The organism is Edaphobacter sp. 4G125, assembly GCF_014274685.1.
Classification (GTDB): Bacteria; Acidobacteriota; Terriglobia; order Terriglobales; family Acidobacteriaceae; genus Edaphobacter.
In genome coordinates this window covers 2,275,245-2,294,413 of record NZ_CP060393.1, presented here as the reverse complement: position 1 = coordinate 2,294,413, position 19,169 = coordinate 2,275,245, and the positions used below count along the sequence as shown (strand labels likewise).

Sequence of the window (19,169 nt, the reverse complement as noted above, 5' to 3'; positions counted from 1 at the left end):
TATATCGTTTGGAAATTTGGTAGCGCCAACGGGGATCGAACCCGTACTCTCAGCCTTGAAAGGGCCGCGTGTTAACCAGTTACACCATGGCGCCAAGGCTCTGACGACTTGCGAGGATGGACAGATTTGGTAGCGTTACCGGGGCTCGAACCCGGACTCTCCGCCTTGAGAGGGCGGCGTGTTAACCAGTTACACCATAACGCCATCACAGAGAAGGGTCTTCTCTGTCGCGATAATCCATTATAGCAAAGGAAAGCTGATTCTCGCCTTCCCGAACAACAACTTCGTTGAGGATTTTCTGCCTGAAATCAGAGGCCGAGCTTCTTAACCTCATCGTTGTAATACTTCCGGTAAAGGATGTCCCATTCCTGGGATCCCTCGAGAATGATCTTGCGCTGGGACGCAATCTTCTGGCGCGCCGCCGCATCAATCTTCGTCTCTTCGGTCAGCAGCCTTTCCAGCGCCCGCCGGGCTTCCTGGCGGATCGTATTGCGATCCTCAAGGAAGTCACACTCCTGAATCTCAGCCAGCGTATCGGCCACCGTGTGAGCAAGTTTGTTCAATTTATCGCGGGAGATTCTCACAGCACCGCCTTGTATTTGCGCGCGAGCTCGTTCTTCACCTTCTTGAACATCTCGGGATAACTTGCCCCGGTCTTGCGCATATCATCCTGAAATGCCTCCAGAATCACCCGAACCTCGTCGTTGATGCGATCCTCGAGTGAAAGCTCATCGACCATAGCCGCCGCAACTCGCTCATCGAGAATAGCCGGCTTTTCGGTCTGGATCATCTTCTGCGCAATCAGCTGTTTTACGGTCTGGCGTGCCAGATACCCTACGTAATCTTTAGAGAAGATCATTGGACTTTAAGCGAATATATCACGCGCATCCAGATAGATGACCGTGTTCTTCTACTTCGACTTAGCATTGCGATGCGGACAATGTTCATTGTTGATGCAGGATTCCGGCAGCCGCAGCCGCTCAACGGGCTTCCCATTCATCAGGTGCTGCTGCACAATCTCCCCGACATCATCAACGTGAACCTTTCCGTACCAGACCGCCTCCGGGTACACCACCACCACGGGGCCATGTTCACGCTGATCCAGACAGCCGGACTCGTTGGCCCTCACCCGATGCTTCAGCCCTGCGTCCTTGATCGCATCCTTGAAGACTGCCTTGAGCTTCTTGCTCCCCTTCGGGAGACAGCTTGGGCGTGAAGCCGACTCATCGCGCTCGTTGGTACAGATAAACAGATGATGTTCAAAGAATGGCATCTTCGTTGGATTCCCTAGCATATCGAACGATGCACCGTAACCGCCGAAAAGCAGTGTCGCCGAACTCCGCTTTCTGAGACAATACGTCTCGGATGAATCTCGATAATCTCATCTCGCTCAAAGACGACATGGTGGCCTTCATTGCAGGCCATGGCATGCAGCGAATGAACGGCTATGTCTCCGAGGATGTTCCAACGGTCCTCTTTGAGGAAGAAAACCCTGATGGCTGGAAGGACTTTGTCGAGCTCGCCAAAGCCTCAGGCGCCCCCTTCATGACCATGAGCGAAGTCGTTCTTGAAAAAACAGATATCGCCGTTTTGATCGAGCGCATCCGAGACCAGGTCTATCCCGATGACGAGGCCCATGAGATTGAAGACGCAGAACGACTTCTGCGGCATATCGGCAAGATCGGCTACCTGCAGCTGGGATTTGCCCATCAGGGCGTCATGTTCCTCTTTGAAGCTGCCACCGATTGGTACGATACCTTCCTGGAGTTGACCGAAACCGTATCCGATCTGGGCAGCATTATCGTAGACGACCGCGATAACGATGAGTAAAGAAAGAGGCAGCAAAAACGGTGGTCTCTCTTCAAACTGAGATACAGCGCGAATGGAAGACGGCCCCTGTCGATGAAACGCTTGTCGAACAAATTGCAAGTGCCACAGGCTGCCCTCGAGGAATCGCTTACTTTTTAGCTGCGCGAGGCATTACGGATGAGGGCTCCATACGGAGTTTTTTCTCTCCCTCTCTCGACGACTTGATCGATCCAATGCGAATGCTCGGTATGGGTGCTGCCGTAGAACGCATCCAGCGCGCCGTGTACGACTCTGAACCCATCCTGATCTACGGCGATTACGACGTCGATGGCACCACCGCCACGGTCCTCCTCAAGACAGCCATCGAACGCAGCGCCCCCAAAGAAACTCCAGCGATCGTCCGCTATCACATCCCTCACCGCATCCGCGAGGGTTATGGCATGAGGACCGGCGTTTTAGCCGATGCCACAGCGGAAGGAATTCGTCTGGTGATTAGCGTCGATACCGGCATCCGCGCCTTTGCCGCTGCTACCGAAGCTCGCGCGCTCGGGCTTGACCTTATCGTGACGGATCACCATCTCCCCGACGGAGCGCAGGGTGTGCCGGATGCTTATGCCGTGATCAATCCCGCGCAAGATAGCTGTCCATATCCCTTCAAATCCTTGTGTGGAGCAGCCGTCGCTTTTAAGCTGGCTCATGCGATTCTTCGAGCTTCCTGCACAAATGACATGGAGCGGGAGCGTCTGGAACGCACTCTGGTTCCCTCTTTTCTAAAGCTGGTCGCCATCGCCACCATTGCCGACTCCGTTCCATTGGAAGGCGAAAACCGCGTCATTGCTTCACTTGGCCTTCGCGAACTGCGCAATCCTATCCAGACGGGCTTGCGTGCCTTGATGGAGGTCTCTCAGATCCCGCTGGATCGCCCCCCCACGGCCACTGAGGTCGGTTTCCGTATTGCGCCACGCATCAACGCCGCGGGCCGCATGGACGTTGCCAGCGACGTGGTCGAGCTGTTCCTGACACGCGACAGCAATCGCGCCCGTGACCTGGCCGCAAAGCTCAATCGTCTGAACGACGAACGCAAAGCGACCGAGGCAAACGCACTGGAGGCGATCGAAGAAAGATTGCTTGCCTTGCGCGATGCAGACGGACACTTCCCGGCCCTCTGCTTTGTAATGGACGATCCGGAGTGGCATCGCGGCGTCCTCGGGATTCTGGCCTCACGTATCGTTGATCGCACCGGCCAGCCGGCCCTGGTCCTGACGCACGAAGACGGACAGGCGCACGGGTCCGGGCGTTCCATTGCCGGGTATCACCTGCTGAATGCCCTGACCGCAGTTCATGATGAGGATAGTGCGTTATTCACGCGCTTTGGGGGACATGCCCACGCCGTAGGATTCTCGCTTCCATCACAAAATGTTCTGCTCCTGCGCGAGAGAATGGAGCAGCATAGTGCAGTGCATCTGCTCTCTCCTGATCTCCTTGCTCCTCCTCTCGAATGCGATGCGGAGGTCTCTCTCGAAGATCTCAATCCTCTTTTCTACGATTGGTTGGATCGATGTGGCCCCTTCGGAATCGGCAATCCGGAACCCATCCTCTTCACCCGCTCCGTCACGCTCGTATCCGAGGCTCGCATCATCAAAGACCGTCACGTCTGCCTTGAAGTTGCATCCGGCAATCACCGCTTCAACGCTCTAGGATGGAGTCGTGGCAGCACTCTCTGGACTGAGGTCTGCCACAGGATGCAACTTACCTCTGGCTCCTGCTTGGATCTTGCATACAGGCTCCGGACGAAGAGTAATCCATGGTTTACCGGGCTCGAGCTGGAACTGGTCGATCTTCGACCCGCAGTCCCCCAAAAGCGGTATCCGTCGTGATGCATTTTCACAGAAGTAATTCGTTTGCATCGTCTTAGGGACTTCGATCGTCTTATATACTGGCCCTTTGGATGCCTACGACCGAGACAAGACGACTTAACCCTTATGCGCTGACAGGGATCATTCTGGCAGTCGTTTTACTGGCCTTTTTAGGCATCCGCATGCTCACCCGCGACATTGTTGAGGTACGCGCTGCAGCGGTCACCCATCAAAACCTGCTCAAAGCCATCTCAACCAACGGGCGCGTCGAACCGATCGAGGAGTTTCAGGCACACGCCCAGGCACCAGGGGTTGTAAGCAAGATCTACGTCAAGGTGGGACAGAAGGTCAAAAAGGGCGAACTCCTGCTTCGCATGGAAGATGCTGACGTAGTCTCCAAACTCGCGACGGCAAAATCCAGTTTAGCCAGCGCTCAGTCGACAGCGCACGATCTCGCTCAGGGTGGAACCCAGGAAGAGCGACTCGCTTTGGCTGCGGACCTCAGCCGCGCGGAGCACCAAAAGCAGCAGGCAGACAAAGACCTGGCTGCGCTTCGTCAGCTTCAACAAAGAGGCGCTGCCTCGGCCAGTGAAGTAGCTTCTGCTGAACAACGGGTGCAAGCCGCTCAAATAACATTGAACTCCGTTCAGCAACGAGAAACCCAGCGCTATGGAGCAAGTGACCGTAGCAAAGTACAAGCGCAATTGGCGGATGCACAGGCAACCGTAGCCGCAGCTCGGAGCAGCTATAACAATGCAAATATCCGCTCTCCTCTCGCTGGTACCGTCTACTCCATTCCCGTAACGACCTACGATTACGTCGATGGCGGCGAAACGCTCATGGATGTTGCAGATCTAAACCGCCTTCAGGTCCGTGCGTATTTTGATGAGCCCGAGATTGGCAAATTGGCTGTCGGTCAGGCAGTCAAAATCGTGTGGGATGCAAAACCCGATCAGGCATGGCATGGACATATCAGCCGCGCCCCTTCCACGGTAATCGCTTATGGAACCCGCAACGTCGGCGAGTGCATCATTACGGTGGATGATGCCCGCGAAGACCTGCTTCCAAATACCAATGTGACTGTCACGGTCACGGTTTCGCAGCGCTTCAATGTGCTTAGCGTCCCCCGGGAAGCTCTTCATACGGAGGGCGTCAGTGACTATGTTTACCGCATCGTACAAGGAAAACTGGTGCGAACTCCGGTCCAGGTTGGTGTACTGAATCTGACCCGGGTAGAGATCCTGAGCGGTCTGACGGAGAAGGATACAGTGGCATTGAACGCTACCAGCAGTAACCGCGATCTTTCGAACGGCCTCGCCGTAAAGATCGTCGAATAACTATGGCTTTATTCTCCCCTTCTTTTCGGCTTGTATTTCTGTGGGTTGCGCTTCTTCTCTGCGGAGCTCGCTCTTTCGCCGATGACCTTCAGGCCGAGTCTCTCTTGAAGCAGGGTCGCGTCGACGAAGCCGCCGCCATGCTGAACCAGATTCTCTCCGCTCAGCCGCACGATGCACGCGCTCACCAGCTACTTTGCCGGGTCTATTATTCCCAGGACATGGCCGATTCCGCAGTCCGTCAGTGCGAACAGGCAACCTCAGACGATCCTTCCAATAGCGACCATCAGATGTGGCTAGGTCGCGCCTACGGATTGAAGGCATCTCAGGCCAATATGCTCACTGCTTTTGCTGTGGCCAAAAAGGTCCACGTTGCCTTTGAGCAGGCCGTACAGTTGAATCCCGCGAATGTACAGGCCATGAGTGATCTGGGACAGTTTTACGTCTCTGCTCCCGGAATTGTCGGCGGAGGCGTAGATAAAGCGCAGGCTCTGGTCCCAAAGATCATGCCTCGGTCACCGCAGAAGGCGCATCGCCTTCTGGCCATGATCGCTAAAAAGAAAAATGATCTATCCACGGCAGAAGCAGAGTATAAATTTGCAATCGCGATAGGCAAGACTCCGGAGGCATGGGTCGACTTGGGCCTGTTTTATCGGGAGCAATCCCAGCCCGAGAAAGCCGTCGCAGCTTTAGAATCCAGCGTGCAGGCAAATTCTGCGCGAGATGCTGCTTTAGTGGATGCCGCCAGTATTTTGACAGACCTTCATCGCCGTCCTGAGTTCACAGAAAAACTCTTGCGCGAATATCTGGCTTCTCCATCCAAGACAGATGCTGCCCCCGCCTTTAAAGTGCATCTGCAGCTGGGAGATCTTCTGAAACAGCATGGCGATACTGCCGGAGCTCGACGCGAATACGCTGCCGCAGTCGCATTGGCCTCCAACTTTGGCCCAGCCCGAAAGGCGGTTCAGGGTGCATAAAGGCAAACACGATACCATGGTCTACGACCGACTGGGCAGGAGTCTTTCACGGCGCATGACACTTTTTCATTCACTTCTTACCGTCGCCGTATGCGTATCCGCGACAGCTGTTCCTGCTGCTGCTCAGATCTCGTTTACTACAGCAATCGATCTTGCGCTGAAGAATAGCCCTAAGGTCTTGGCGGCTCAGGCAGAAGTCGACAAAGCACGGGCAGCGCTCGATCAGACCCGAGACGTTTATATTCCGGCCCTCAGCATCGGTTCCGGCCTGGGTTACACATACGGCTTCCCGTTCGGAGCTCCGTCTCTCTTTAATATCACTGCGCAATCGCTTCTCTTCGACCAATCTCAACGCAACTATACCCGCTCTGCCCGGGCCGGCCTGGAAGCAGCGAATCACAATCTCAGAGATGTTCGGCAGCAGATTATGGAAGACGCGGCAACGACGTACCTCTCTCTCGATGCCGACCTTGAGCGCATTCAAGCCGCTCAGGAAGAATCAGGATACGCTGGCGGATTGACAAAGATTGTTCAGCAGCGCCTCGATGCCGGACAGGATACGCAGATCGAACTCACTCGAGCAAAGCTGACCGCGGCAAATCTCCGACTCCGCCAGATTCAACTGGAAGATGACGCCAGCAGCCAGCGCGAACACCTCGCTCATCTGACCGGACTTCCAGCAGATGGACTGGCCACTGACCATGCAAGTATCCCCGCCTTCCAGCAGCTCGATCCCGTGAAGAATACCGTCCTCCCAGAATCTGTACAGGGGGCCTACTCGACAGCAGAATCCAAATTCCAGTCCGCCTTCGGTGACTCACGAAAGATGTACCGGCCTCAGATTGGACTTGGCATTCAATACAGCCGCCTTGCCGCCTTCAACAACTATCAGGACTATTACCGGCCCGGCAGTTTTAGTAATTACAACAACCTTCAGGTGGGACTTCAGGTCAATCTTCCCTTCCTCGACTTCACGAAACGCGCCAAGGCACGGGAGTCCCTTGCCGAAGCTCGGCGCAGCCTTCGCGAGGCCGATCAGGCGCGCGATCAGTTCCTTGAAGGGCGTCATAAAACGAACAATGCCATTCGTGAGTTGCAGGCTCGTACCGAGATTGCCTCACTCGAACGGGAACTCGCGCTGAACCAGATCGACGTTGTGCGTGTTCAACTTCGACAAGGCAATCCCGGCGGCCAGCCGGTGACACCAAAAGAAGAGCAAAATGCGCTCATTCAGGAGCGCGCACGCTATCTCGACTTTCTGGACTCTGACCTCCAGCTTCGCCAGATGCAGATCAACCTGATGCGATCGAACGGACAGTTGGAGAACTGGTTGAAGTCTTCGTCGCAATCTCTTTCACCGGCTGCACTAAAACCAGAATGAACTGGAAGGCGATCCTCGTGATTCTTCTCGCGCTGTTCCTCGCAGGAACAGCCGTCGGGTACATTCGCGATTCTCGTCTTGATGCGGACTTCCCTGCAATCCGTGCAAAATCCAGCGAAGCCGATGTGCGACATGTGATGGGTGAGCCACGGCAAGTTCTACATCCTTGCCAGGCTTATGACACTTCGCTCACTCCGGACTGCACCCATGTCTTCCTCTATCGATCCATCTTTTATCCCTTGCGAGAGAAGTACTGGCTTGTCTTTTTTGATGAAAACAATCAAGTTACCGCTACATCCAGTGAGCTGGAACCATAGAGAGAACTCCGAAATCCTCTCCCGGAATGCGGTTACCGAATGGTAAAATTGAAGATAAATCATGCCGCTCAAGACACTGTTCCTGAACCCGCCCTCCTTTGAAAACTTTGATGGCGGCGCCAGCTCCCGCTGGCCCGCAACCCGCGAGATCGAGTCCTACTGGTACCCCGTCTGGCTCGCCTACCCTGCCGGCATGTTGGAGGGCTCTCGCCTGCTCGACGCTCCTCCGCACCACATCTCTGCGGAAGAAACCATCGAAATCGCAAAGGGCTACGATTTTTTGGTGCTCTTCACCTCGACCGTAGGCTGGGCTGGCGATCATGGTCTTGCTCAGGCCATCAAGAAGGTCAATCCGTCGATCAAAATCGCCTTCGTCGGACCTCCCGTCACTACCGACCCCGACCGCGCTCTGAATGAATGCAACGTCATCGATTTTGTCTGCCGTCGCGAATTCGATTTTTCCGTCGTAGAGTTTGCTAACGGCAAGCCGCTCAATGAAATCCTCGGCATCAGCTACCGCGATGCCAGCGGTAGCATCCAACATAACCCCGATCGTCCTCAAGTCGAGGACCTCGATGCAATGCCTTGGGCGACCAAGATCTACAAGCGCGACATGGACGTCACCAAGTACAACGTGCCGTTCCTGCTTCATCCCTACATTGCCCTCTACTCGACGCGCGGCTGCCCTGCGCAGTGCACATTCTGCCTCTGGCCGCAGACGCTCTCCGGTCACGCCTGGCGCAAGCGCTCTAGCGATGACGTCGCTGCCGAGATGAAGTGGGCCAAGGAGAACTTCCCCGAAGTGAAGGAGTTCTTCTTCGACGACGACACCTTCAACATCCAGAAAGCCCGTACCATCGAGCTCTGCTCCAAACTGAAGCCGCTCGGCATCACTTGGTCCTGCACCTCACGCGTCACCACCGATCGCGACACCCTCAAAGCCATGAAGGACGCCGGTTGCCGCCTGCTGATCGTCGGCTTCGAGTCCGGCGACCCGCAGATCCTCAAGAACATCAAGAAGGGCGCCACTGTCGAGCGAGCGCGTGACTTCGTCAAGGATTGCCACGATCTCGGCCTCGTCATTCACGCTGACTTCATCCTTGGCCTGCCCGGCGAAACCAAAGAGTCCATCCGGAACACCATCAACTTTGCCAAGACGCTCGACTGCGAAACCATCCAGGTCTCCGTCGCACACGCCTATCCTGGCACCGAGTTCTACGACTTCGCCAAGAAGGGCGGCTTCATCACCAACGAAAAGATGGAAGACGGTGGCGGTCATCAGATGGCGCACATCGAATACCCCGGCCTCCCTACCGAGTACGTCATGGAGATGGTGCACAAGTTCTACGACGAGTACTACTTCCGACCCAAGGCCGCAGCCCGCGTCATCTGGAAGGCCATCGTCAACCGCGACGTTCCCCGTCTCTACGTCGAGGCCGTCTCGTTCATGAAGCTGCGCTCGCAGCGTAATAAGGCTGCTCGCGCCAAGGCCGCTGAAAATGCACTTAAGGCACAGGAATCCGTCAGCCTGAACGCATAAAACTTTTCTCAACACCTAAAAGAAGACAGTCCGTTTTAACGGACTGTCTTCTTTTAGTTAACGGACTTTTTACACCCTTAGCACTTCAACTTGGCATAACGCCCCGATTGAAGCGAGGAAATGGATGGTCCGCCTTCTGTTTGCTGTATTTGCATTTTTCTTTGTTACCAATCTCTCTGCACAAGACTTGACCGATTCGACTTCACCCTCTTCTTCAGGAGTCGTGCAAAGCGCATCATCTTCCAAACCATTTTTCAGTCGATTGATCGCAGCCTATCGCGACGATTGGTTCCCATCGCCAACCTCTACCTCAGCATCACCAGAACGCCGCGGATTCTCCGCGCCACTCGATTCGCCTCCCTTTCCGAGCACGGACTATTCAGTAGGAGGCACGCCCGTCATCGGCGCTCCAGATACCCAGTCCTACATCCTCATGCAAGCCATCAACGAAAATCGGAGCCGCACAAAGATCTACGGCTGGTTCAATGGAGGATTCAACATCAGCACGTCCAACAAGGGCGATGGCGCTAACTCTCCAGCCGCCTACTATTACAACCCGAACCGGGTTACGCCCGATCAACAGGTGCTCTACATTGAACGTCTCCCCAACACCGTTCAAACGGATCACGTTGACTATGGTTTTCGTTTGGCCACGCTTTATGGTCAGGACTACCGCTACACCACCAGCAAAGGAATCTTCTCGCAGCAGCTCCTGGCACGCAATCACGAGTATGGCTTTGATCCTGTCATGTTCTACGTGGACTTCTATGTACCACACGTCGCAAAGGGGATGAACGTCCGCATAGGCCGATACATCTCCTTGCCAGACATCGAAGCCCAGCTCGCTCCGAACAACTACACTTATTCGCACTCACTGCTCTACACCATCGATCCCTATACACAAACGGGACTCGTCGCCAGTGTCAAGCTCTCAGATCATTGGCTGCTCCAGGCAGGCTTCTCGGGGGGAAATGACGTAGCCCCCTGGACAAAAGATGCGACACCTACCGGAACGTTCTGCGCAAACTATACCTGGGGTAAGGGAGGCGATGCGCTGTATGCGTGTGCAAACTCCTTCAATAAAGGGAAGTATGCCTATAACAATGTTCAGCCCTACTATCTGACCTGGTATCACAAGATCAATGCCAAATGGCACACCGATACCGAGTTTTGGTACATGTACGAACGAGACGTTCCGAACATCGCAGGAAATGTTGCCAATCCTGTGCCTACAGAGACAGGCGCGAATGGAGCTTTCTGTTTCGCTGGAAAACAGACCTGCTTCGCTCCGGCCGATGCAGTCGTAAATTACCTCGAAGATAAGATCGATTCACATAACTACATCTCCATCCGCAACGAATTCGTGGACGACATCCGCGGACAGCGCACCGGCTATGCAACAAAATACACTGAGCATCTGATCAGCTATGGCCATTGGATCGGCTCTACGGTCCTCTTCCGCCCAGAGCTCCGCCTGGAACACTCTTACGATCGCGCCGCCTATGACCTCGGAACGAAGAAAACGCAATTCGTCGTAGCCGGAGATATTACTTATCACTTTTAGGAGCTCGATCAAACGAGTAGAGTATCCAGCCTGAGATGCCCCGCCGTATACTACGGGGGAAATAATGCCGTCCCTCTGAAAGGATCTCACTCATGCGCTTTGCCCTCCGGTACGCTCTTATCGCTCCGCTCGCCTGTGCCCTGACCACCAGCGCTCTCTTTGCGCAGCAGGAAACCCCGGACACGAATCGTAAGGTCGCTGGTGGAGGCATCTCCGTCAAAGGATGGCAGGGCAAGATCGATGCCGACGCCGAAAAGGCCGGACAAACTGTCAATGATGCCAAGCTCTCCGAAGAGCACAAAGTTCTCCAGGTCACCACCGGCCCCGCCATCACCTACTGGAACCCGAAGAACGTCGCCAAAGGCGACTATACCGTCTCGGCCACCTTCACCGAGCCGAAATTCATGAACCTCAACACCCACCCGCACCCCTACGGAATAGTCATTGCGGGCAACGGCATGGGCACGGCAGACCAGAGCTACATCTACTGCGCAGCCTACGGCAACGGTAACTTCATCGTCCGCGGCTTCGGCCCTGAGGCCTTCCAGCTCAATGGACGCCGCGAAGCCAACGATGCTGTCCATAAAGCCGCCGCAGTCGGACAGCCAGTCACCCAGGAGATCGCCATGCAGGTCAAGGGTGATAAGGTCTCCTGCATCATCAACGGAACCACGGTGAAGACCTTCGAGAAATCCGATCTCGTCACCGCAGGTAAGCTCAAGTCTACCGATGGCGTCTACGGAATCCGCTTCGCCCACAACACCGACGCCACCGTCAGCAACCTGAAAATTACCAAGCCCTAAAGGCTTGCCGAATACCCTCGAAACGGCATACGTTTTCTCCTTGACTAAACCATAACCAAATAGTTATGGTTTAGTTCGATGAAGTCGGCCGACCCCAACCATGTATTTCGCGCCCTCGCCGATCCCACGCGTCGCGCCCTCTTCGAGGAGCTGACCCGGCAAGGAGAGCAGACCGTCCATGCCTTGACTCGATACGCTGGCGTCTCTCAGCCTGCCGTCTCCAAGCACCTCACCATACTGAAGCGGGCAAAGCTGGTACGGCATCGTCGCGAAGGACGCGAAACCCACTATCGTGCCCAGTCCGAAGCTCTGGCTCCTATGATCGATTGGCTCAATCATTACGGCGCATTCTGGCGCGATCGTTTCGATCGCCTTGAATCCCTTTTGGAAAGGATGTAACCATGAACCAGACCTCAGAGAACACTCGCACCCTTGTCATCGAAAGAACCTTCTCCCACCCGCTGGAAAAACTATGGCGTGCACTCACAGAAGGTTCACTCCTCGCACAATGGCTGCTGAAGAATGATTTCGAACCGATGGTCGGACGGCGCTTTCAGTTTCGCTCCGAACCGATGCTTCAGTGGGACGGTCTTATTGACTGCGAGGTGCTCGTGGTCGAGCCACTAAAACGGCTCTCCTATAGCTGGAACGCTTTGGGCTTGGAAAGTGTCGTGCTTTTTACTCTGACTTCGGAGGAAGGTGGCACCCACGTTCGCATGGAGCATTCCGGCTTCCGCCCAGATCAGCAACAGGCCTACGGTGGTGCAAAGTATGGCTGGCAAAAATTCTTCGGTAACCTGGAGCAAGTGCTGGACGGAGGGATTCAGTGAAGCCTCCCAGATGGATCACCCTTGGCTTCTGGATCACCACCGCTCTCTTTGCGCTCCAGATGGGTTTCACCGCTTATGCCCAACTGCGAATCACCGATGTGGCCAAGGCATTTTCTCACCTTGGCTTCCCTTCTTATTTCCGCATCGAACTCTCATGGGCCAAATTCGCAGGCATCGCCGTACTCCTAATCCCCATGGTCCCCGCGCGACTCAAGGAGTGGGCCTACGCCGGCTTTGCCATCACGCTTGTCTCTGCTCTGATCGCTCATTTTGCTGTCGGCGATGGCATCAATGCATGGGGATGGGCAGCAGGAACCGTTATCCTCTGGGCTCTGTCGTACTTCTTCTGGCGTCGCCTTCAGCTCATTCCAGCGAGCGCCTGACCAACAGATGATTGGAACGAAAACTATGCCAAACACAACACTCACCAGCAAACAACGTGAAGAGCTCCTCAAGACATTGAAAGCCCGCTTCGAGAAAAATACGAATCGGCATAAAAACCTTGAATGGACGAAGGTACAAGCCAGGCTCGAAGCCCATACCGGCAAGCTGTGGTCACTCCACGAGATGGAAAGAACAGGCGGTGAACCCGACGTTGTGGGGCAGGATGAAAAGACGGGGGAATACATCTTTTACGATTGCTCGGCAGAAAGCCCGAAAAGTCGCAGAAGCATCTGCTACGACCACGACGCCTTGGAATCGAGGAAAGAACATAAGCCCGCAGATAGTGCCGTCAATATGGCAACCGCACTTGGGATAGAGATTCTCACCGAAGAGCAGTATCGAGAGTTTCAGAAGCTCGGAACCTTCGATACGAAAACCTCGAGCTGGATCAAGACGCCCTCAGCAGTCAGAAAACTCGGCGGCGCTCTCTTTTGCGATCGCCGTTACGATACGGTCTTTACCTACCACAATGGCGCGGAATCTTATTACGCTGCCAGAGGGTTCCGTGGTTCGCTAAGAGTCTAAGTTGTATCGACAAATCCTGATCTCTCCGTGCCCCAAAAAGGTGTCATCCTGAACGAAAGTTTGTTGCGCGACTGCACGACAAACGAAGTCGAAGGACCTGCGGTACAACTCCAACCACCGTGTTATTTCGACCGACGCTGACGCCGTCAGGCGGCAGTGGAGTGGAAAATCCTCGCATTTGTCTTTGTTTCTCCTCCCGTACCGAACGATCTCCGACAATGAGACCGAAAGGAATCTGCTTTTCTTACTGGCGTCACAGACTTTCCTCTCAACCTCAATTTGATACCCTTGATACAGGCCGCGCATTTCTTCTCGAGCGGCTATGTTCTTTATGAAGCACTCCCTTAAGCCTTCTCAGTACGCCATCCTCATTACCATCATGCTCACTGCATCCGTAGGAGACACCCTGCTCTCCCGCGGCATGGCCCAGGTCGGTCAGGTCGACTTCCATCACCTCGACCTGCTCTGGAAAGCCCTCTTCAATCCCTTTGTCATCTCCGGAATCGTCCTCCTTATCGGCTTCTTCGCCAGCTACATGACGGCACTCTCCTGGGCTGATCTCACCTTCGTGATGCCCGCTACTGCATTCGGGTACGTCGTCATCGCTCTGCTCAGCCGCTTCTGGCTTCATGAGCATCTTTCCATCTATCGCTGGGCCGGCATCTTCCTCATCGTCTGCGCCGTCGGCTTCGTCGCTGGCGGGCCATCCCGCACCGAACACCCGGAAGAGCCGCACCAACTCGGTCTCATGGACTCAGGAGTAGGGCGGTGATTCCTCACAGCTCCGATCTTCTCCGCCAATGGGGAGCCATCAGTGGAGTCGCCGCCCTGGCCATCGCCGGTGAAGTCCTGATCGCCTCGGCGATGCGCGACCTCGGTGATCTCGACAACCACCGCACTGGCCCCGGCCTAAAGGGATTTCTCGGCCCTGTCAAAGCCGTGCTTTCCAGCCCCAAGTTCCTCATCGGAGCCTTCTGCATGGCCTTCAACTTCTTCGCCATGCTCTGGGCACTGTCTATCGTCGACCTATCACTGGCTGCCCCTGCCATTGCCTCGCTGACCTACATCGGTAACGCTATCTGCGCAAAACTCGTCCTGGGAGAAAACGTAGACCGCCGACGCTGGCTCGCAGTCCTCTTCATCTGTGTAGGTGTCATTCTCATCGCTCACTAGCTAGCTTCGCCCTATATAAAGTGTTTTTTTTCTTCTCCCCCCTTGCCATTTCGACCGTGCAAAGTCCGGTCGAATATCCCTTTCCCACACTGTCAAGCCCACAAAGTGATTTATTCCCTGTAAGCTATTCATTACAAAACATTTACAGGATATTCCAAATTGCAAATCCTGTGCCTTAGCTCGCTAAAATAGAAATAGAAGAAAGATTCTTAGAAGCAGCAGATCCTCCCCCATCTGTAAACTCTCAGCGAGCTTTGAAGTACGGATCTAAGTCAATATTTTTGAATACTTTGACACATTAAGACAGGGGGGGAGGGGGAGCTACAGAAACTTCATCAAACCAGCTGCTGGCAGTTCCGGAACCATAAATCTTTGTCTATCTCCAGCGATCTCTCCTGCGGCCAGACGGCCGCTGCGGATTGCCCCCTCCATCGTGGAGGGCCACTCCGTTGCCGTCCAGTCGCCTGCAAGGAACAACCCCTTCCAGTGTGTTACCTGCTGTGGGCGGAAGCGATCCAGCCCGGGAGTCACCGAAAAGGTCGCCCGCGCCTCCTTCAGCACACCGCTCTTCACCAACTTTGCCTGACGAGCCGCTGGAAAGAACATTTCGAACTCCCGTGTCGCCGAAGAGAGGATCTCTTCCCTGCTCATCTCCAACTCCGGCCACGAAGCGCTGATCACCAGCTCCTGATAGCTCCCCCGCTCTTCTGTCCAACGGCGGATACGCGACTTCGTAAATACCCACTGGATCCTTGCATCCAGCAACACCGCATGATCAAGACCGGTGACATCCCGGTCGTACCAGAGATGAATCGTCGTGATTGGCGACGGAACGAAGCGCTCAAACCCTTCCTGCCATAGCCTGCGTTCTCCGTTTGAAGACGGCAGCATGTCGAGCAGCTTCTGTGTCTGACGAAAGTCTGTGGCCAGCACCACCGAATCTGCCAGATATTCACCACCGTTGGTACGCACGCTCCACCGGCCGTCGGGTGTCTGTGCAATGGCCTCTACACCGCACTTCAGTTGCAATTCGACACCGCTGCGTTCCGCCAGAGCTACGATCGGCTGAAAGAACTCCGTCAAAGGCGCGGCAGGAATCCCAAGGCGGCCCGCTTCTTGAGAACGCAAAAACGATTCATGGAAGACCTTGCCTGCATACTTCACCGAACAGCGATCAAAGGTATCGTTGAGCGCACCCACAATCACAGGCTCCCAGAAGTGCCGGATCGCCCGCTCCGTCTGCCCCGTTCGCTTCAGCCACGAAGCAAAGCTCTCGGAATCATTCTGCGGAAACCCTCGAAGGAATCGCAGAAGCCCGGAGGCGATCGCCGTCTTATCCGCAAGCCCAAGCATCGGCGCTCGCAAAAAGCTGCTGGCGCGATGCAACGGAGCTGGCAATGAGGTGGATCGAAGCAGGCTACGGCGGCCGTTCGACTCCAGGAAAACCAAATCGTCATACCACCGAATCGTCTCCGCCATCCAGGCCTGCCTGGCCAGATCGAGCAGGTTCGTGCAACACCCGACGACAACGTGCTGCGAATCGATCGTCTCTTCGAGAGCAGGATGGTCATAAGAGTAGGCACGGCCTCCGATATAGGGCCGCCGCTCCAGCAAAGTGACTCGGGCTCCCCCCTGGGCCAGGGCTACTGCTGCCGAAAGCCCGGCAAGGCCCGCGCCAACGACGATAACGTCGCTCATGGGAACACCCTGTACCTCAACGCGCGTACCGCACCGAAGGTCAGAATTCCAAGCTTCTTCGGAGTCGAAACACTTACGCGCTGCTGGAAGACCTCAAATCCGTTGCGCTCAATCTTTCGGAGCAATCCGTGGTAGATCGTCACCAGCACCCATAGCGCTGCACGGCTGTCTGCATCGATCAATGGAAGCAGCTTGTCGGCAGATTGGTAGAAACGCTCTGCGCGATTGCCTATCTCTCCCAGCAGGCTTCGCTCCCGCGCCTCCATCGGTGCTCCCGCCGACAGTGCGTGGATACGTTCGTCCGATACATGAAACTGTGCCAGCATCTCCTGTGGAAGGTACACTCGTCCTCGCTCCACATCCTCCTTCACATCGCGAAGGATGTTAGTGAGCTGAAAGGCAATCCCGGTTTCTTCCGCCAGCTTCTCTGCTTGCGGGTCGGAATATCCAAAAACACGGATGCAGACTAAGCCGACAACGGAAGCGACTAGATAGCAGTATCGATAGAGATCCTCGAAGGTCGCAAAGGTCTGGACCCCATCCGAGCCTGATTCAGCCTTCGGTTGAAGGTCCATTGTGGTTCCCTGCACCAGTTCCTCCAGCAATTGATCAGGGATCTTGAATTGTTTCTGCGCATCGTTGACTGCAATGAAGATGGCATCTTCCGTGGGTGCGCCGTTTCTCGCTGCCCTCCAATCCTCAACCCACTGCGCCATGATCTGCCTGCGCTGCTCGATTGGCATCGACTCATCATCAGAGATGTCGTCAGCGCGTCGCATAAAAGCGTAGATCGCACACATCGCATCGCTCTTGTGCTGTGGCAGCACACGGAAGGCGTAGTAGAAGTTCTTCGCCTCCCGCTTCGCGACCTCGCGGCAGACAGTATAAGCCTCCGGAATTGTCACCGCTTCATCCCCGCCCGCAGCTTTTCGAGCAGGGCTCCGGCCAGCAGGCTCAACTTCCTGGTTTTCGTAACCACCGGACGCCCGCGTAGCACGTCATAATCCTGAGAAACGATGCCATCCAAAATGGCGTCGCCACCCTTGCGGAAGAGATTCAGCGTCACTGCAAGCTCGCGGTCAACATAACGGCTGATCTCGCCACCTTCGGCAAGCATAGCCCGCGTCCGGGTAACCAGGTCCCGAACCATAGCCCCAAACTCAGGCGTAAAGACGCGACCTTCAATCTGACCTTCATCGACTCCGAACCGATCCATCGATTCGGCCGGAAGATACCGGCGACCACGCTCCTTATCCTCCACAACATCCTGCCAGAAGTTGGCAAGCTGCAGTGCCGTACATATCTTGTCGGAAAGTAGTGCCAGCTTTTCTTCCCGATAACCGCAAACCCAGAGCACCAGCCTGCCAACAGGATTTGCCGAATAATGGGAGTATTCGAGCAACTCTTCCCAGGTTTCATAGTCGGTCTTCACCTGATCCATCTTGAAGGCGATCAGCAGGTCGTGGAAGAGCTGGCGAGGCAGATCGCAGGCTGCGACGGTCTCCCGAAGGGCCACAAAAACCGGATGCATCGACCGCTCCGGTGCATCGTAGCACTCATCCAGCATCGATCCCCAGGCATCGAGCAAGCGGGTGGCTACAGAAGTATCTGCCACCTCATCACCCAGGTCATCGGCAACACGGCAATAGGCATAGATGCTCTCGAAGTGCGGCCTGACGCGACGCGGCAGGAAAATCGTTGCCACGTGGAAGTTCTCGTAGTGCGTCCGGGTTAACTCGGCACACCAAGCCCGAGCCTCGGCCAGGCTGGGACGTTCCAAGGGTGTGAGGTACTGATGTGGCGCCCCTAGCAACGCGTGCTCCGCCGCGCTTAATTCGCTCACCGTGGGACTCCCCCAGGAAACACTGCGGTTTTAATCTCGCGCGAACCGCCAGTCCGCGTAAGCATCCGGGCAAAGACCTCAGGGACCTTTTCAAGCCCTACTCGGTTTGTAATGGCCTCCGAGCTACGAAATCGTCCGCTGGCAATTAGCTCGAAGGCAGTCCGGCAAGTAGCCGGAGTGTGATGAAAGCTAGCTTTGAGAGTGATATCTCCATAGTGCAAACGGTTCGTATCCAGCGCGACCTTGGTTCCGCTCGGCGGTCCACCGAAGAAGTTGACCACGCCCCCTTTGCGCACCATATCTACAGCCCACTCCCAGGTTGCAGGGGTAGCCACCGCTTCCACAACAACATCTGCTCCCCGGCCATCGGGAGTAAGTGCCCGGGTTGCAGCAACTACGTCCTCTACCGCAGAGGTCTGGATTACATGGGAGGCTCCAAATAGCTTGGCGGTAACAACCTGATCATCCCGTTTAACGACAGCGATCACCTCTATGCCGGATAGCTCAGCGACGTGCATAAACATCAGGCCGATGGGCCCGGCGCCAATCACCACCATGGTATCCCCGAGAGATGCTCCAGTCTCTTCTAGTCCATAAACTACGCAAGCCAAGGGTTCAGTGAGCGCGGCATACTCCAGTGGAACTCCTTCAGGAATCAACAGCGTGTTTTTCTCAACAATACGCTCCGGGATACGGATGTATTCGGCATAGGCGCCGTTATTAAAAAGGAGATTTTCACAGAGATTCTGTTGCCCTCGGCGGCAGAAGAAGCACTCGTCGCATGGAGCGGAGTTCAGGGCGACGACTCGGTCTCCTTCACGAAACCTGGTTACTCCCGCCCCGACCTCAACTACGGTACCCGCCAACTCATGGCCGAAAGGAATGGGAGGGGTCAGCATCATCGCGTGATAGCCACGACGATAGACCTTCAGGTCTGTTCCACAGGTAAGCGCTGCTCCGACCTGCACGACAACTTCGCCATTCTGGGCTCTGGGAATGGGAATCTGTTCCAGACGCAAGTCTTCTTTGCCGTACAGAACCGCTGCCGTCATCTCTTGCACCATCTTTACTATCT

At 55.3% G+C, this 19,169-nt stretch carries 22 protein-coding genes and 2 tRNA genes; 15 read left to right on the top strand and 9 right to left on the bottom strand.

Annotation, left to right across the window (positions count from 1 at the left end):
* Nucleotides 1-17: 17 nt before the first annotated feature.
* The 5 genes from H7846_RS09645 to H7846_RS09625 all read right to left on the bottom strand — a co-directional run bounded on the left by H7846_RS09645 (nucleotide 18) and on the right by H7846_RS09625 (nucleotide 1,273).
* Nucleotides 18-94 (bottom strand) — tRNA-Glu (locus H7846_RS09645).
* 33 nt (nucleotides 95-127) lie between these two features.
* Nucleotides 128-204 (bottom strand) — tRNA-Glu (locus H7846_RS09640).
* A gap of 104 nt (nucleotides 205-308) precedes the next feature.
* Nucleotides 309-584: a DUF507 family protein gene (locus H7846_RS09635; protein ID WP_186691733.1), complete on the bottom strand. Its 276-nt coding sequence runs from the start codon at nucleotides 582-584 to the stop codon at nucleotides 309-311.
* Nucleotides 581-859: a DUF507 family protein gene (locus H7846_RS09630; RefSeq protein ID WP_186691732.1), complete on the bottom strand. Its 279-nt coding sequence runs from the start codon at nucleotides 857-859 to the stop codon at nucleotides 581-583. Before H7846_RS09630 ends, H7846_RS09635 begins: the two co-directional genes overlap by 4 nt.
* Before the next feature lie 51 nt (nucleotides 860-910).
* A complete protein-coding gene (locus tag H7846_RS09625; protein WP_186691731.1) occupies nucleotides 911-1,273 on the bottom strand; it encodes a (2Fe-2S) ferredoxin domain-containing protein in 363 nt (120 codons plus the stop codon).
* Nucleotides 1,274-1,365: 92 nt separating this feature from the next.
* On the opposite strand from H7846_RS09625, the gene H7846_RS09620 reads away from it, so the two are divergent.
* The 15 genes from H7846_RS09620 (at nucleotide 1,366) to H7846_RS09550 (ending at nucleotide 14,553) form a co-directional block, all read left to right on the top strand.
* Nucleotides 1,366-1,830: a hypothetical protein gene (locus H7846_RS09620; protein WP_186691730.1), complete on the top strand. Its 465-nt coding sequence runs from the start codon at nucleotides 1,366-1,368 to the stop codon at nucleotides 1,828-1,830.
* Between the two features lie 20 nt (nucleotides 1,831-1,850).
* Nucleotides 1,851-3,686 carry a single-stranded-DNA-specific exonuclease RecJ gene (gene recJ / locus H7846_RS09615; RefSeq protein ID WP_255460520.1) on the top strand — a complete coding sequence of 612 codons (1,836 nt, stop codon included), beginning with the start codon at nucleotides 1,851-1,853 and terminating at the stop codon, nucleotides 3,684-3,686.
* Between the two features lie 71 nt (nucleotides 3,687-3,757).
* A complete protein-coding gene (locus H7846_RS09610; protein ID WP_186691729.1) occupies nucleotides 3,758-5,002 on the top strand; it encodes an efflux RND transporter periplasmic adaptor subunit in 1,245 nt (414 codons plus the stop codon).
* A 2-nt stretch (nucleotides 5,003-5,004) separates the two neighbouring features.
* A complete protein-coding gene (locus H7846_RS09605; protein WP_186691728.1) occupies nucleotides 5,005-5,976 on the top strand; it encodes a tetratricopeptide repeat protein in 972 nt (323 codons plus the stop codon).
* Nucleotides 5,977-6,031: 55 nt separating this feature from the next.
* Nucleotides 6,032-7,357, top strand: a complete 1,326-nt coding sequence (locus H7846_RS09600; protein ID WP_186691727.1) for a TolC family protein — start codon at nucleotides 6,032-6,034, stop codon at nucleotides 7,355-7,357.
* Entirely contained in the window at nucleotides 7,354-7,674 is a 321-nt protein-coding gene (locus tag H7846_RS09595; protein ID WP_186691726.1) for a hypothetical protein, read from the top strand. The genes H7846_RS09600 and H7846_RS09595 overlap by 4 nt, the downstream gene beginning before the upstream one ends.
* A 61-nt stretch (nucleotides 7,675-7,735) precedes the next feature.
* Nucleotides 7,736-9,214, top strand: a complete 1,479-nt coding sequence (gene hpnJ / locus H7846_RS09590) for a hopanoid biosynthesis associated radical SAM protein HpnJ (RefSeq protein ID WP_186691725.1) — start codon at nucleotides 7,736-7,738, stop codon at nucleotides 9,212-9,214.
* A gap of 124 nt (nucleotides 9,215-9,338) precedes the next feature.
* Nucleotides 9,339-10,778: an outer membrane beta-barrel protein gene (locus H7846_RS09585; RefSeq protein WP_186691722.1), complete on the top strand. Its 1,440-nt coding sequence runs from the start codon at nucleotides 9,339-9,341 to the stop codon at nucleotides 10,776-10,778.
* A 92-nt stretch (nucleotides 10,779-10,870) separates the two neighbouring features.
* Complete coding sequence (locus tag H7846_RS09580; protein WP_186691720.1) at nucleotides 10,871-11,581, top strand: hypothetical protein; 711 nt, start codon at nucleotides 10,871-10,873, stop codon at nucleotides 11,579-11,581.
* A 78-nt stretch (nucleotides 11,582-11,659) separates the two neighbouring features.
* Nucleotides 11,660-11,980, top strand: coding sequence for an ArsR/SmtB family transcription factor (locus H7846_RS09575; RefSeq protein ID WP_186691718.1), 321 nt, complete (start codon nucleotides 11,660-11,662; stop codon nucleotides 11,978-11,980).
* 2 nt (nucleotides 11,981-11,982) lie between these two features.
* On the top strand, nucleotides 11,983-12,411 hold the full coding sequence (locus H7846_RS09570; protein WP_186691716.1) for an SRPBCC family protein: 429 nt from the start codon (nucleotides 11,983-11,985) through the stop codon (nucleotides 12,409-12,411).
* The gene (locus tag H7846_RS09565) at nucleotides 12,408-12,794 is read left to right on the top strand and encodes a DoxX family protein (RefSeq protein ID WP_186691714.1); all 387 of its coding nucleotides are present in this window, start codon (nucleotides 12,408-12,410) and stop codon (nucleotides 12,792-12,794) included. The genes H7846_RS09570 and H7846_RS09565 overlap by 4 nt, the downstream gene beginning before the upstream one ends.
* A gap of 25 nt (nucleotides 12,795-12,819) precedes the next feature.
* Nucleotides 12,820-13,380: a DUF4256 domain-containing protein gene (locus H7846_RS09560; protein WP_186691712.1), complete on the top strand. Its 561-nt coding sequence runs from the start codon at nucleotides 12,820-12,822 to the stop codon at nucleotides 13,378-13,380.
* 331 nt (nucleotides 13,381-13,711) lie between these two features.
* Nucleotides 13,712-14,152: an EamA family transporter gene (locus tag H7846_RS09555; protein ID WP_186691710.1), complete on the top strand. Its 441-nt coding sequence runs from the start codon at nucleotides 13,712-13,714 to the stop codon at nucleotides 14,150-14,152.
* Nucleotides 14,149-14,553, top strand: a complete 405-nt coding sequence (locus H7846_RS09550; RefSeq protein ID WP_370561237.1) for an EamA family transporter — start codon at nucleotides 14,149-14,151, stop codon at nucleotides 14,551-14,553. Before H7846_RS09555 ends, H7846_RS09550 begins: the two co-directional genes overlap by 4 nt.
* Nucleotides 14,554-14,874: 321 nt before the next feature.
* Here H7846_RS09550 and hpnE read toward each other — a convergent pair whose 3' ends face one another.
* Genes hpnE through H7846_RS09530 form a run of 4 tightly spaced genes read right to left on the bottom strand, consistent with a single transcriptional unit; the run spans nucleotide 14,875 to nucleotide 19,158 of the window.
* A complete protein-coding gene (gene hpnE, locus H7846_RS09545; RefSeq protein WP_186691709.1) occupies nucleotides 14,875-16,251 on the bottom strand; it encodes a hydroxysqualene dehydroxylase HpnE in 1,377 nt (458 codons plus the stop codon).
* Nucleotides 16,248-17,156, bottom strand: coding sequence for a phytoene/squalene synthase family protein (locus H7846_RS09540; protein WP_186691708.1), 909 nt, complete (start codon nucleotides 17,154-17,156; stop codon nucleotides 16,248-16,250). The genes hpnE and H7846_RS09540 overlap by 4 nt, the downstream gene beginning before the upstream one ends.
* Nucleotides 17,153-18,094 (bottom strand): squalene synthase HpnC, encoded by a 942-nt coding sequence (gene hpnC, locus H7846_RS09535; protein WP_186691707.1) that lies wholly within the window; start codon nucleotides 18,092-18,094, stop codon nucleotides 17,153-17,155. The genes H7846_RS09540 and hpnC overlap by 4 nt, the downstream gene beginning before the upstream one ends.
* Nucleotides 18,091-19,158, bottom strand: coding sequence for a zinc-dependent alcohol dehydrogenase (locus H7846_RS09530; RefSeq protein WP_255460518.1), 1,068 nt, complete (start codon nucleotides 19,156-19,158; stop codon nucleotides 18,091-18,093). The genes hpnC and H7846_RS09530 overlap by 4 nt, the downstream gene beginning before the upstream one ends.
* Between the last annotated feature and the right edge of the window lie 11 nt (nucleotides 19,159-19,169).

Excerpts from the sequence above, each read along its gene's own strand:
- H7846_RS09630 (WP_186691732.1), bottom strand. The coding sequence starts at position 859 with ATGATCTTCTCTAAAGATTACGTAGGGTATCTGGCACGCCAGACCGTA.
- H7846_RS09625 (WP_186691731.1), bottom strand. The coding sequence starts at position 1,273 with ATGCCATTCTTTGAACATCATCTGTTTATCTGTACCAACGAGCGCGAT.
- H7846_RS09620 (WP_186691730.1), top strand. The coding sequence starts at position 1,366 with ATGAATCTCGATAATCTCATCTCGCTCAAAGACGACATGGTGGCCTTC.
- H7846_RS09610 (WP_186691729.1), top strand. The coding sequence starts at position 3,758 with ATGCCTACGACCGAGACAAGACGACTTAACCCTTATGCGCTGACAGGG.
- H7846_RS09605 (WP_186691728.1), top strand. The coding sequence starts at position 5,005 with ATGGCTTTATTCTCCCCTTCTTTTCGGCTTGTATTTCTGTGGGTTGCG.
- H7846_RS09600 (WP_186691727.1), top strand. The coding sequence starts at position 6,032 with ATGACACTTTTTCATTCACTTCTTACCGTCGCCGTATGCGTATCCGCG.
- H7846_RS09595 (WP_186691726.1), top strand. The coding sequence starts at position 7,354 with ATGAACTGGAAGGCGATCCTCGTGATTCTTCTCGCGCTGTTCCTCGCA.
- hpnJ (WP_186691725.1), top strand. The coding sequence starts at position 7,736 with ATGCCGCTCAAGACACTGTTCCTGAACCCGCCCTCCTTTGAAAACTTT.
- H7846_RS09585 (WP_186691722.1), top strand. The coding sequence starts at position 9,339 with ATGGTCCGCCTTCTGTTTGCTGTATTTGCATTTTTCTTTGTTACCAAT.
- H7846_RS09580 (WP_186691720.1), top strand. The coding sequence starts at position 10,871 with ATGCGCTTTGCCCTCCGGTACGCTCTTATCGCTCCGCTCGCCTGTGCC.
- H7846_RS09575 (WP_186691718.1), top strand. The coding sequence starts at position 11,660 with ATGAAGTCGGCCGACCCCAACCATGTATTTCGCGCCCTCGCCGATCCC.
- H7846_RS09570 (WP_186691716.1), top strand. The coding sequence starts at position 11,983 with ATGAACCAGACCTCAGAGAACACTCGCACCCTTGTCATCGAAAGAACC.
- H7846_RS09560 (WP_186691712.1), top strand. The coding sequence starts at position 12,820 with ATGCCAAACACAACACTCACCAGCAAACAACGTGAAGAGCTCCTCAAG.
- H7846_RS09555 (WP_186691710.1), top strand. The coding sequence starts at position 13,712 with ATGAAGCACTCCCTTAAGCCTTCTCAGTACGCCATCCTCATTACCATC.
- hpnE (WP_186691709.1), bottom strand. The coding sequence starts at position 16,251 with ATGAGCGACGTTATCGTCGTTGGCGCGGGCCTTGCCGGGCTTTCGGCA.
- H7846_RS09530 (WP_255460518.1), bottom strand. The coding sequence starts at position 19,158 with ATGGTGCAAGAGATGACGGCAGCGGTTCTGTACGGCAAAGAAGACTTG.